Annotated in this window: 11 protein-coding genes; 8 read left to right on the top strand and 3 right to left on the bottom strand. The window is 38.2% G+C overall.

All coding sequences use genetic code 11. The annotated features are described in order from the left end of the window. Window positions 1–5: 5 nt before the first annotated feature. Window positions 6–779 carry an SDR family NAD(P)-dependent oxidoreductase gene (locus H1R81_RS15065; RefSeq protein WP_181841566.1) on the bottom strand — a complete coding sequence of 258 codons (774 nt, stop codon included), beginning with the start codon at window positions 777–779 and terminating at the stop codon, window positions 6–8. 179 nt (window positions 780–958) lie between these two features. Between H1R81_RS15065 and H1R81_RS15070 the strand changes: the two genes are divergently transcribed. From H1R81_RS15070 to H1R81_RS15105, 8 genes are all read left to right on the top strand, one after another. Beyond that, complete coding sequence (locus H1R81_RS15070; RefSeq protein ID WP_181841567.1) at window positions 959–2,353, top strand: MBL fold metallo-hydrolase RNA specificity domain-containing protein; 1,395 nt, start codon at window positions 959–961, stop codon at window positions 2,351–2,353. Window positions 2,354–2,527: 174 nt separating this feature from the next. Then, entirely contained in the window at window positions 2,528–3,412 is an 885-nt protein-coding gene (locus tag H1R81_RS15075) for an NAD kinase (RefSeq protein WP_181841568.1), read from the top strand. Window positions 3,413–3,466: 54 nt separating this feature from the next. Further along, a complete protein-coding gene (locus H1R81_RS15080) occupies window positions 3,467–4,525 on the top strand; it encodes a DUF6089 family protein (protein ID WP_181841569.1) in 1,059 nt (352 codons plus the stop codon). Window positions 4,526–4,567: 42 nt separating this feature from the next. After that, a complete protein-coding gene (locus H1R81_RS15085) occupies window positions 4,568–5,344 on the top strand; it encodes a DUF6089 family protein (RefSeq protein WP_181841570.1) in 777 nt (258 codons plus the stop codon). 181 nt (window positions 5,345–5,525) lie between these two features. Continuing rightward, window positions 5,526–6,275 carry an isoprenyl transferase gene (locus H1R81_RS15090; protein WP_181841571.1) on the top strand — a complete coding sequence of 250 codons (750 nt, stop codon included), beginning with the start codon at window positions 5,526–5,528 and terminating at the stop codon, window positions 6,273–6,275. Between the two features lie 11 nt (window positions 6,276–6,286). After that, complete coding sequence (bamA, locus tag H1R81_RS15095; protein WP_181841572.1) at window positions 6,287–8,947, top strand: outer membrane protein assembly factor BamA; 2,661 nt, start codon at window positions 6,287–6,289, stop codon at window positions 8,945–8,947. A gap of 137 nt (window positions 8,948–9,084) precedes the next feature. Further along, on the top strand, window positions 9,085–9,642 hold the full coding sequence (locus tag H1R81_RS15100) for an OmpH family outer membrane protein (protein ID WP_181841573.1): 558 nt from the start codon (window positions 9,085–9,087) through the stop codon (window positions 9,640–9,642). 7 nt (window positions 9,643–9,649) lie between these two features. After that, window positions 9,650–10,237, top strand: coding sequence for an OmpH family outer membrane protein (locus H1R81_RS15105; RefSeq protein ID WP_181841574.1), 588 nt, complete (start codon window positions 9,650–9,652; stop codon window positions 10,235–10,237). 66 nt (window positions 10,238–10,303) lie between these two features. On the opposite strand, the gene H1R81_RS15110 is transcribed toward H1R81_RS15105, so the two are convergent. Together H1R81_RS15110 and H1R81_RS15115 are read right to left on the bottom strand one after the other, a co-directional pair. After that, a complete protein-coding gene (locus tag H1R81_RS15110; protein WP_181841575.1) occupies window positions 10,304–11,536 on the bottom strand; it encodes a thioredoxin family protein in 1,233 nt (410 codons plus the stop codon). A 197-nt stretch (window positions 11,537–11,733) separates the two neighbouring features. Continuing rightward, complete coding sequence (locus tag H1R81_RS15115) at window positions 11,734–12,762, bottom strand: sugar phosphate isomerase/epimerase (RefSeq protein WP_181841576.1); 1,029 nt, start codon at window positions 12,760–12,762, stop codon at window positions 11,734–11,736. Window positions 12,763–12,780 lie beyond the last annotated feature (18 nt).

Genomic DNA, 12,780 nt, shown 5'->3' on the forward strand with positions numbered 1-12,780 from the left:
TGGTATTAATTATTGAGCTTTACAAACCCTCCATCAATCAGATAATCACAACCTGTGATAAATCCGGCTTCGTCAGAACATAAATACACAGCTAATGCGCCAATTTCTTCCGGTTTTGCCATACGGCCAATCGGTTGTGTTTTTGAAAGTTTATCAAACATTTCTTTTTCCTTGCCCGGATACGTCTTTTTCAGGAATCCATCTACAAATGGGGTATGTACACGGGCAGGAGAAATACTATTACAACGGATATTATGTTTCAGATAATCTTTGGCTACCTGTAAAGTCATGGTGTAAATAGCCCCCTTGCTTATCGAATAAGCAAATCTGTCAGGAATCCCAACGGTGGCGGCAATAGAAGCAATGTTCAGAATTACACCTCCTCCTTTGTTTCTGAAATGTGGGATAACAGCTTGAAGGCAATTATAAGTGCCTTTTACATTTACATTAAACACTTTATCAAAATCTTCTTCAGTAGTACTTTCAACAGTGCCTATGTGTGCAATGCCTGCGTTATTAACTAAAATATCAATAGTGTTTTCTTTGGCTATTTTATCTATAGCTTTTTTTACTTCTTTCTGTTTTGATACATCTACTTTATGAAAATATGACTCACCACCGTTGGCATTAATGAGGTCAGCCTCACGTTCTGCCTGGTCAATGTTCAATTCAAATATATGTACAGCCGCTCCTTGTTTAGCAAAAAGCCTGGAGATTGAAAGACCTATGCCGCTTGCACCTCCGGTAACGATGGCTACTTTATTATCAAGACGAAACATTTTACGAAAAATTAATAGATTAAATTTGTGCTTGTATCTTAAAATTTCGTCAAAATTAGCAGTCAATTCTGTAAGTAAAAATATTTCTAAATACATTTGTCAAAATGATGGGCGTATTTGCCACTTGTATTTCTTATAAATGTTTTTATTTCTCATAAAATATTATTTGAAAAGGACTTATGAAAATTCAATTCTACGGAGCAGCGCAACGCGTAACCGGAAGTAAACATCTGATTACCACCGAGAAAGGAACAAAAATTTTATTGGATTGTGGTTTGTTTCAAGGTATCAATACCTCTGACCTGAACCTGCAATTTGGCTTCGATCCTAAAGAGATAGATATTTTAGTACTAAGCCATGCACATATAGACCACACGGGCTTGGTGCCGAGATTGGTAAAAAAAGGGTTTAAAGGGGATATCTACTCAACCCACGCTACCAAAGATTTATGTGATATTATGTTATATGACTCGGCCTATATACAGGAAAAAGATCTGGAAAGAGTAAATGAAAGAAGAAAGAAGCGTGGTGAGCCACTCCTCGAATTATTGTATAGCGAGGAAGACGTAAAAACCGCCCTTACCCTGTTTAAAACCATTGATTATCATACACCTTTTTATTTAGAAGAAGGTGTAAAAGCAGAATACTATGATAGTGGTCATATTCTGGGGAGCGCGGGTATCTATTTAACTTTCGAAGAGCAGAATGCTACAAAGACTTTATTCTTTACAGGCGATGTTGGCCGGCCTAACGATAAAATACTCCGTAGCCCGGAAGCTTTTCCGCAGGCTGATTATATTATTTGTGAATCAACATATGGTGACCGATTACATGAGCCGGAGATTGATATGAAAGCCCATCTTCTTAAGATTGTACACGATACCTGTGTTGTTCGTCGTGGAAAACTGATTATTCCTGCCTTTGCCGTTGATCGTACGCAGGAGTTAGTCTATGCTTTAGACCAGTTAGAAAGTGAGGGCAGACTGCCCAAAATAGAGGTATATGTAGATAGCCCGCTATCGGTAAAAGCTACTATGGCAATGAAACAGAATGAAGACTGTTTCAATCCCGAAATTTTAGCTTACATCAAGCATGATGGTGATGCCTTTGCTTTTGATAATCTGCATTATATCAGTGATGTTAACCAGTCAAAAGCCTTAAATACTTATAAAGAGCCTTGTATTATTATTTCAGCTTCAGGAATGGCAGAGGCAGGGCGTGTAAAACATCATATTGCCAATAATGTTGAGAATCCGCACAATACGATTCTTCTGGTAGGATATTGCTCCCCTGAAAGTTTAGGAGCCGCTTTGAAAGCACAACCCAAACACGTAAAAATATTTGGTGAAGTACATCGGGTAAATGCCAGAATAGAAATAATGGATTCGTTTTCTGCGCATGCCGATTATTCAGAGCTGATTACCTATCTGAAATGTCAGGAGGCTTCAAAGGTAAAAACCTTGTTTCTTGTGCATGGAGAAATATCAAGCCAACTGGCATTTAAAAACCGTTTGTCATTGGCAGGCTTCAACAATATCCTGATACCCGCGCAAGGTGAAGGTTTCGATTTATAAAACACTTATAAAAAGGGAAACTATAGCTGCCATAGCCATCGGAGGAGGGTTCATAAGAATCTTTCCTGTTTAGAGAAATTAATCATAGCTTTGTATAAAAATTTCAGATGTTAGGTATTATTAACATCTTTGCACTTCATTTGCTATGATTAATAGCGTTAATAAACTTTCCAAATGAAAATCGCCATTCACGGCCGAAAATTCAATGTGGAGTCTGTACATTATGTACAGCAGGTTTTTGATGAACTCCAGAAATACAAAGTCGAAATTCAGCTATCAGAAACCTTCAAGCGTGTTTTACTCCAATCGGGCATTCAGCTGCACTGCAAAAATGTTTATACCACCTCTCAGGAAATATTCAACGCAGATATTGCTTTCAGTCTTGGTGGAGATGGCACATTTCTTGAAACACTTTCACATGTAGGCAAAAGAGAGATTCCTATTCTTGGATTTAATTTCGGAAGATTAGGCTTCCTTGCCGCAGTCTCGTCTGAACAAATCGAAACAACCATTGCCCAATTAGTGAATGGGCAGTACGATATTGATGAGCGAACGATGCTTTCTGCTTATTCTGAAACCGAATTGTTTGAAGAGGGCATGAATTTTGCACTAAATGAAGTAGCCATTTCTAAAACGGATACATCTTCGATGATTGTGGTTCACGCCTACATCAACGGAGAGTTTTTGAACACGTATTGGGCTGATGGACTGATGGTAGCAACTGCGACTGGCTCAACAGGCTATTCATTGAGTTGTGGAGGGCCTTTGGTGATGCCTCATTCAGCAAATTTTATTATTACGCCTATTTGTCCGCACAATCTTTTCGTCCGCCCCATGATTGTATCAGACGATAGCGTTATTTCGCTGAAAGTAGAGAGCCGTAGTAATAATTATCTGGTATCTATGGACTCAAGAGCCAAGATTATAGCCTCTGAAGAAGAAGCTACAATTACTGTAAAAAAAGAGGCATTCAAGGCAAGAATGATCCGAATAGATGGTAATAATTTTTTAAATACACTAAGAAGCAAACTAAAATGGGGGGTAGATGCCCGCAATTAATAATAAAACTTTTAATCATACGTTAAATAATTCAGACTAACATTGCTATTCCATATGAAATTTCAACACTTGAAAGGGGCATTATTAAAGACTGCATTGTGTTTTTCTCTGGTACTGTTGATTGCTGGAGAAAATCTGGCTCAGGATGGTATATTCAGTAAGAAAAACAAAATAAATAGATATTCTTATCTGAGCATAGGAGGAGGCTCTTCACACTACTTTGGCGATTTGGCACCTTACAGGGTTTTTTATTATAGCTTATATACCAATGTTCGTTGGAATGCTACTCTTAATTATACTCGCCAGCTTTCGCCCCGGGTTGGTGCCAGAATAGGATTTACTTATGCCAGAATTGCAGGGGACGACTTTAATTTTGCACAAAGAAATTTAACCAGATATTATGCGAATTATTTAAGAAATTTACATTTCAGAAATGATATTAAGGAATTTACTCTTTCGGGGGTATTCAACCTTTTACCACAAACCGGCAAAGGACAGCAGGGTAGAAGAAACTTTATGCCTTATGCTGTTTTAGGAATTGGCTTCTATGGCCATAATCCGGTGGCAAAAGCTCCGGTAACGATTGAGAGTGGTGTAGTAAGCGTAACTAAAGGGTGGGTACCTTTGAAAACGCAAACAACAGCAGGACAAGGCTTAGATCCCTCATTTCCGAAATCATATTCTTTGTTGCAGGTGGTATTTCCAGGGGCTTTGGGGCTAAAGATGAAAATCAATGAGAAGTTTGATCTCAATTTCGAATGCGGGCTCAGAATAACCCCCTTTGATTATTTAGATGATGTAAGTGCAGACAAATATCCTAATCCTACTTTATTGGGAGACGCCAAAATTTATTCTAACCGTACGGCAGAAGATTATTCTGCCCGAACAGGTAAAGATAGAATACCAGTATTTGAAGACATTATGACCAATCCGGTTTATGGACTTAATAAGTCTGGAGTAATAACGCCAAGTGCAATGGGTGAGCAAAATATAGGTATAGGATATGCCGCAGGATTAGGCAGAGGGACTCCGAAATGGGACAGTTATTTTGTATCTCAAATAACAATCAGTTATATCATAGGTAGTACTATTAAATGTCCGCCAATTAAATAAAACTATCACTCAATCAATTTCTTAGTTAAGCTTAATTTATCTGTGAAAAAAGGCCTTTTTCTGATTTTACTTATTGGAACACTACCAAAGCTGCAAGCCCAGATGTGGGAGATAGGCGCAGGTGTAGGTGGAATGAATTATAAAGGAGATGTACTACCAACATTTAAACCCTTTTCGGTAGGCCCGGGAGCGAATGTATTTGCCCGGATGAATTATAGCCGTTCGCTTTCGTTGAAAGCAAATGCCTTAATTGGTAAAATACATGGAAATGACAATGATGTGAGCGATCCGTTTCATAGAATAAGAGGCTTTAGCTTTAATGCAAGTATTTTGGAGGCCGGAGGGCAGATAGAATATAATTTTATGAATTTCAGAACCAGTGCTTCACGTATTGTGAACAACTGGACTCCCTACGTATTTGGCGGTGGGGCGATTACTATGAGAAGTACTAAATATTCTTTAACAAACTTAATAGATACGGGTACAGGGTTTGTTTTTAACGGCACTTCATCGGGTAGTAGTAATACACGTATTAATTCATGGATTCTGGGTATTGGTTTAAAAAAAGAATTAAATGCCCGCTGGAACTGGGGAGTAGAGTTTGGTACACGATGGATTAACGATGATTTTCTGGATGGCTTAGGCTATTATAAAGACGGTACTTATGATAACGATCCTTTGCCTGCTGTTATTACGCCTTTTGTTTTGCTTAATCGCAAACGCAGTGTACCGGGCACAAGAGCCAAAGATATGTATTACTATACCAATATCTCAATCAGCTATTTATTCTACAAAGTGCATTGCCCGCCAAGAAGATAATTAATCTGTTTCAGGTCTTGATGCGAAAGATTCTGCTGTTTTTTGTTAAAAAATATTAACAAAAGTCTACAAATCTGTAAAAACTTATCAAACAAAGTTCTTTTTTCCTAACTTTGCAATCCTTTTTATTAATTAGCATCATTGTTGGTTAATAATTCATCAATTGATAATTGTTTTTTACGTGAAAGAAAACATTAATTTAAGCAATTTACCCAAACATATAGCCGTTATTATGGATGGTAATGGGCGCTGGGCCAAGAAACAGGGAGCCATGCGCATATTTGGTCATCATCATGGTATCAAGTCTGTAAGAGAGACCGTTGAAGGCTGTGTGGAATTAGGGGTTAAATACCTTACACTCTATACCTTTTCAACTGAAAACTGGAATCGCCCTAAGCTTGAAGTGGATGGTATCATGCAATTGCTTATTAAAACAATTGGCGAAGAAGTACCCGACCTGAATAAAAATAATGTCCGGCTTAAAGCTATTGGTGACATAGAATCGCTACCCAAATCTGCACGAAAAACATTACAGGATTCTATCGAATTAACAAAAAATAATAAGGGTCTTACCTTGACCCTGGCCTTGAGTTATAGCGGTAAATGGGAGATTGTGGAGGTAACAAAGAAAATTGCTCAACAGGTAAAATCAGGAGCATTAGCCATTGAAAATATAACAGAAGAGGTATTTTCTTCGTATTTAGCAACAGAAGATGCTCCAGATGTAGATTTAATGATTCGCACCGGTGGCGACCACCGCATAAGTAATTATCTGCTCTGGCAACTGGCTTATGCCGAACTGTATTTTATGGATGATTTGTATTGGCCCGAGTTTCGTCGGCAACACCTGTTCGAGGCTATTTATGAGTACCAGCAGCGCGAAAGACGCTTCGGAAAAACAAGTGAGCAATTACCTTCTGTAAAGGTATAAAATATATGATAATGATTTTTACAAGTAAAAAGTATCAGTTTAACCACCACCCTTTCGGGATAAACATTACTACTATTAAAAAAGGTATCCTTTTTATCGCCCTTCTTTTTTCTTCAACAGGAATATTTGCTCAATTAAGAATCGGTGTGGGACGCCAGGGCGATCAGGCCAAAGACAATACCGTGTCTTACGAACGACCGCAGGAATATACTATCTCAAAAATAACAGTGAGTGGTATCAGATTTCTTGATCCTAATACGCTCATTTCTGTATCTGGTTTGAGCGTCAACGATAAAATCTCTATACCCGGTGAAAGAATCAGTACTGCTATCCGTCGCTTGATGGAGCAGGGAATTATTGAAGATGTAGCGATTAATATTACTAAAATAGATGGAGATAAAGTAGAGTTAGACTTGAACCTGCGCGAACGCCCTCGTCTGAATAAATTTACTTTTAAAGGTTTACGTAAAGGAGAGATTGAAACCGTGAGCGATAAAGTAAAGGGAAACAAAGGTAAAGTAATTACTGATGCTTTGATTAAAAACATTCAGTTGACTATAAAGAAAATATATGTTGATAAAGGCTTCCTGAATACCAATGTGCAGATCAAACAGGTAATAGATACAATCCGTGCCAATAATGCGGCCTTGATAGTGTATGTTGATAAGAAAAAGAAAGTAAAGATTGACGATATTCAGTTGAATGGTGTAGAAGAACTGCCTGACTGGAAAGTTTTAGCCAAACTGAAAAGTACTAAAATCAAAGCTCCGTTAAGAATTTTTACCCCTTCAAAATTCATTCCTAAGAAATTTGAAGAAGATAAGGAGAAACTTATAGAGTATTATAACAAGAAAGGCTATCGTGATGCACAGATTACCTCTGATTCTACTTTCTCTACTGATGGCAACAACCTGAAAATTGTTTTAAATATCAACGAAGGTAATCGTTTCTACTATCGTAATATTACCTGGACAGGCAACTACCTGCGTAAAACAGAAGACTTACAGAGAATATTAGCAATTGAAAAAGGAGATATTTATAACCCTGAAGAATTAAATAAGAGAATCAATGGTATTCCGCAGGGGGATGTGAGTTCGGCTTATATGGATGATGGCTACCTGTTCTTTAGCTGTACTCCGGTAGAAGTATCGGTTGAGGGAGATTCTATTGATATTGAAATGCGTATTATTGAGGGAAAACAGGCCACCATTAACCGTATTATTCTGAATGGAAACACCAAAACCAGCGACCACGTGGTAATGCGTGAGATTTTAACCCGTCCGGGTCAGAAATTCAGCAAAACAGACCTGATAGAGTCGCAACAGATATTGGCCAGAATGAACTATTTTGACCCTCAGAAAATTGAACCGAAACCGATTCCACAAGCCGATGGTACTGTAGATATTGAATATAATGTTGAAGAAAAGCCAAGTGATAATATTGAGCTTTCAGGTGGTTGGGGTGGTTTACAGGGTTTTGTAGGGACATTCGGGGTTGTCTTCAACAATTTCTCGGCCAAAAATATTACTAACTGGTCTAAGTGGCGTCCGCTTCCGGCAGGAGATGGTCAGAAATTAGCATTACGCCTGCAAGCCAGTGGTAGATTCTATCAGACCTATTCCATTTCATTTACAGAGCCCTGGCTGGGAGGTAAAAAACCCAATTCATTTACTGTTAGTATTTTCCATACCTCTTCTGACAACAGAGCTTATCAGAGAGCTCTCGAAAGACAATATGGCAATAATCCGGCATTGCTTGCACTATATGGAGGCACAAGTAGCATTTATAACGGATACTTTAAAAATACAGGTGCCTCAATTACGTACGGAAAACGCTTAAACTGGCCTGATAGAAACTTTAGTTTTAATACATCATTATCTTATCAAAGATATAATGTAGATAACAGTTATTTTATTCCGGGTTTTCAGAAAGGAGTGGCTAACGACCTTTCGTTAATTGCCTCGATTTCAAGATATGCTTTAGATAATCCACAATTTACCCGTTCAGGTTCTCAGTTCAATTTGACGGCCACATTTAACCCTCCGTATTCGGTATTGAGAGGTGGGCCGGCAACAGATAGATTCAAATGGATTGAAGGCCATAAATGGATGTTTGACGGAGACTGGTATGCACCATTGGTAGGCAAGTTTGTATTACATGCTAAGGCTAACTTAGGGTTCCTGGGCAAATACAGTGCTAGCTCAGCCTATAGCCCGTTTGGTCGTTTCATCTTAGGAGGTGCCGGGTTAGGTATGCAAAATGCCATGAACGTAGGTGCCGAGCTAATTGGTTTGCGTGGATATGACGAAGGTGTAGTGCATGAGTTATCAATGGATGAAGCTGAAAGACTAAGAAAAGGTGAAATTACTCTGAGCCGTTTGGGTGGATTGGCTTATAGTAAATACACTGCCGAAATCCGGTACCCGGTATCATTAAACCCACAGGCAACTATCTTTTTGCAGGTATTTGCGGAGGCAGGTAATAGCTGGGGTAGCTACAAAGATATCAATCCTTTCAAACTCCGCCGTACGGCAGGGGTAGGTGCCAGAATTTTCATGCCTGCATTCGGTTTATTAGGGCTTGACTTCGGGCAGGGCTTCGACCCTATTCCTGGAATTCCGAATCGTGGACTGAAATCGTTTACCTTTAGTATAGGTCAACAAATCAGATAAGTTTGTTAATTTCTGTTAATAAGATACAAGCCGGGCATTACTGGCGTTAATAAGGCAATTAAGTATCTGAAAAGACGTTACTATTTGACCAAAGAATAAATTATTAGCTAATATTATCCATTCGTAATTATTTTTGAATGAAGAAGACAATAATTTTGCTATTTTTGACACTCTTTTCTGTACAGTCTTTTGCACAAAAGTTTGGGTACATTGATTCTGAGTTTATTACCAGTAAAATGCCGGAGTATAAAAAAGCCCAGGATGACATGGAAAAGTACTCAGAAAAGTGGGTGCAGGATATACAGACCAGATACGCAGAATTAGAAAAAATGCGTCAGCAATATCAACAGGAGGAGATTTTATTAACTGCGGATATGAAGCGTGAAAGACTGAAAGCATTAGAAGATAAAGAGAAAGAAGTAAAAGAACTTAACAATAAAGTTTTTGGTATGAACGGGTTGCTATTTGCCAAAAAAAAGGAAATAATGAAGCCGATCATGGACGATATCTATAAAGCCTGTTCAAAAGTTGCCCGCCAGAAACAATTAATGTTTATTTTTGATAAAGCGTCAGATATGAGCATGATTTATACCGACCCACGCCATGATTATACCGATTATGTGATGGAGTCATTAGGAATTTCGTTAAAGGAAGATAAAACTCAAAATAACCAAGTAACCAAACCAAAAAATTAGTAACAAAATGAAAACAAAGCTTTTTGCCTCTTTGATTGCGGCTATAATGTTTGTCGGTATTACTGCGAATGCCCAACAAAAAATTGGCTATACCAATGTTGACTACATTCTCAATAATCTACCAGACGCTAAAGATATAGAGACCAAATTGAAAACCGAAAAAGCACAATATGATAAATTGTTGCAGGACAAAGTTGCCGATTTTCAGAAAAAATATGAAGATTATCAAAAAAATGCAGCTACAATGTCTCCGGTAATCAAAGCTGACCGCGAAAAAGAATTACAAAACCAAAACAATGCTATTCAGGAGTTCCAACAAAATTCTGAAGGCGCATTACAACAAAAACAACAACAATTGTTAGCTCCAGTGTTAGACAAAATTGACAAAACTATCAAAGATGTAGCTAAAGAAAACGGCTATATTTATGTTTTCAATACTGATGCTGGCCCTGGTACTACACCTATTTTGTTAGTAGCCCCAGATGCTGATAATATCTCTGACCTTGTATTCAAAAAATTAGGAGTAACACCTCCGGCTAAAGCTGCTGCTACAACAACTGCACCAGCCACTACCCCGGCAGCAAAGAAAAACTAATTGGTTTTTAAATAAAGAAAAGCCGCAAAACTGATCAGTTTTGCGGCTTTTCAGTTTCTATAATAATCAATTCAACTGCGTACCTAATTGATTAATACTATTGCCAAGATTCTCAGCCACTTTTTTACTATTAGCATCGGTTGCTTTAGCTTTTGCGCCCGTCAGGCTTGTTTTGGCTAAGGCTAATTCTTGTTTTGCTTTGGCAGTATCTCCGGCTTTTTTATACAAACGTGCCGACTCATATCTTGCATTAGCTATATCAAGGGGTGTTTTTAATTGAGGTAATGCTGTGTTTATCCAATTACGGACTTGTGAAGCCAGTTTTCCGTCAGGGAAATTGACATTATAGAAAGTCACATAATAGACCAGCATCTGTGGTTGTGCCGTCTGACTCACCATATTCTGAATAAAAGACATGGCTTTGTCCTGTCCTTGCTCACGAATCAATGCTTGTGATTCAATCTGCCAGGTATTGCTTGTTACATATTGCCCTGCTCCAATCAGATTCATGTATTGTTTTAGCTTATTTACTTTGGCTAACGAATACTTGCTTGCCTTAGGACTATAAATAGCCATTTGAACCAACATACCCATGGCATTGGTTTCGTTGCCTGCATGGCCTTTTGCATCTTCGTATTTTTTGGCAGTAGGCAGATTCCTCAGCCAGAATTCTGCAAAGCCGTTATCCACATCCATCAGGCATTTTTTGGCTATTTCCCAGCTTTCCTGAGAGCTCAATTTGTCTTTTGGATAGGCCATATACAGATCATTGGCCACCTTAATATTACGAGTTGTGTCTTGGGTGATACGGAGCAAGTAAGCTAAATTAGACAACATGCCAACATCACGGCTACCTGCCTGATACCTTTTCCATGCTGAACCTGACTGAATGTTAGGATCAAGAGCCGATTTGCCATGATTTACAAAATCTTTTGGCGTATTAATAGGATCAGTATGATGAAGAATATTCTGATTCTTGTCGAAATATAAAAATAAAGGGAATCCTGGTAGATAGATTTTCTTCTCGGTTAGAAACTTTACCTGTTTGGCGTCGCTTAAATTAAGTTTATAATTGATAAAATTCTGATTATAGAATTTTCCAACCTCTGCATTTTTTAAAGTAGGCTCAAGCCCCATACAGATAGGACAGTTTGGGTGAAAACACTCTACAAAAACAGGTTTGTTTTGCGCCTTAGCTTTGGCAAAAGCTCCTTGTATGGTAGGCTCCCATTTAATACCCTGAGAAAAAGCGAGACAAAAACTTAAAAGAAAAATAGTAGATAAAAGTATTTTTTTCATCGAAAACAGGCTTGTGTTTGGTATGAATAATGAAGATGTATTTGCAAAAAACGTTCCATAATCTGATAAATTGCCTTTTATGGGTACTTCTACTTTGAAACAGCAAAAATTGATAAACCATTTCAAGATACACTTTAAAATTACAGCCATCACCTGTTTGAAAGATGATGGCTGTAATAGCTACTGAAATTTAAAAATTACGCTAATTCTTTCTGTACTTTTTCCAATAGTTTTTTGGTAGCTATAATACCATCAGCATTTGATAAATAACTGGTGTCTCCACCCATATCTCTCATTAAACCTCCTTCGTATTCTATACCTACATATCCACCAGTCCAGCCAGATGCTTTAATGATTTTAAACATTTTGATGAAATCAGTATCAATATCATTACCATTGGCATCAAATTTATGGGTCTTGGCACTGATACCCCTTGCATAAGGCATCATTTTTTTTGTTCCTTCATATTTATCGTGCTCTTTTACACATTTGGTGGCCATAAGGTCTTTCAAGGAAGAAGATGCTGGTTTGCTTCTTTCAGCACAGAAATTGCCAAAATCAGGTAAGAAGCCTTTGTTTTTAGATTTTACATTCTTCATCACACCTACCAGCCAATCAGGATCTGTTGAGTATCCAAAGTGGTTTTCTACAATCACATTCAAACCTGCTTTGGCTGCATATTCACATACCTTTTCGTAGCCGTCTGCCGCTGCCTTGCCTACTTCTTCCATAGACCCCTCTTCACCTTTACCCGACATAGCAGCCATTGCATCACCTAAATTGACACGGATAGTTGAACAGCCTAAATATTTAGCAGCATCTACCCAAGGGTAATGCGCCTCTACTGCTTTCTGACGTTTTTCGGCATCCAGGGCAGCAATGTTCGCACCATCTACCATAATTAAGTGGTTTTTCATGCCTAAGTCGTCGCAGCGTTGTTTCAATTCTTTCAAATAAGCCTGGTCGGTATGTTTATTATTGAAAAAGCCGGATACGTACTCTAAAACTGAAACACCAAATTCATTTTTTGCTCTCGCCGGGAAGTCCATATTTTTCATTTTGCCTGAGAATAGTTCAGAAGCAAAAGAAAATTCGGCAAGAGATATTTCGAAAGTAAACTTTTTGGCGGTTTCCGCCGCAAAAACAGATTCGGGTAGTAAAGATGATAAGCCAAGACTTGCTGTAGCAAGACCTAATTGGCTAAGAAATTCACGACGATTGTTCATAAATTTGATATTATAGAG

This window comes from Emticicia sp. BO119, from assembly GCF_013912375.1.
In the GTDB taxonomy this organism is placed as follows: domain Bacteria; phylum Bacteroidota; class Bacteroidia; order Cytophagales; family Spirosomataceae; genus Emticicia.

What these genes read in the sequence shown, in the direction of transcription:
- H1R81_RS15105 (WP_181841574.1), top strand. Translation starts at nt 9,650, where the DNA reads ATGAAAACAAAGCTTTTTGCCTCTTTGATTGCGGCTATAATGTTTGTC.
- H1R81_RS15110 (WP_181841575.1), bottom strand. Translation starts at nt 11,536, where the DNA reads ATGAAAAAAATACTTTTATCTACTATTTTTCTTTTAAGTTTTTGTCTC.
- H1R81_RS15115 (WP_181841576.1), bottom strand. Translation starts at nt 12,762, where the DNA reads ATGAACAATCGTCGTGAATTTCTTAGCCAATTAGGTCTTGCTACAGCA.
- H1R81_RS15075 (WP_181841568.1), top strand. Translation starts at nt 2,528, where the DNA reads ATGAAAATCGCCATTCACGGCCGAAAATTCAATGTGGAGTCTGTACAT.
- H1R81_RS15070 (WP_181841567.1), top strand. Translation starts at nt 959, where the DNA reads ATGAAAATTCAATTCTACGGAGCAGCGCAACGCGTAACCGGAAGTAAA.
- H1R81_RS15065 (WP_181841566.1), bottom strand. Translation starts at nt 779, where the DNA reads ATGTTTCGTCTTGATAATAAAGTAGCCATCGTTACCGGAGGTGCAAGC.
- H1R81_RS15080 (WP_181841569.1), top strand. Translation starts at nt 3,467, where the DNA reads ATGAAATTTCAACACTTGAAAGGGGCATTATTAAAGACTGCATTGTGT.
- H1R81_RS15100 (WP_181841573.1), top strand. Translation starts at nt 9,085, where the DNA reads ATGAAGAAGACAATAATTTTGCTATTTTTGACACTCTTTTCTGTACAG.
- bamA (WP_181841572.1), top strand. Translation starts at nt 6,287, where the DNA reads ATGATTTTTACAAGTAAAAAGTATCAGTTTAACCACCACCCTTTCGGG.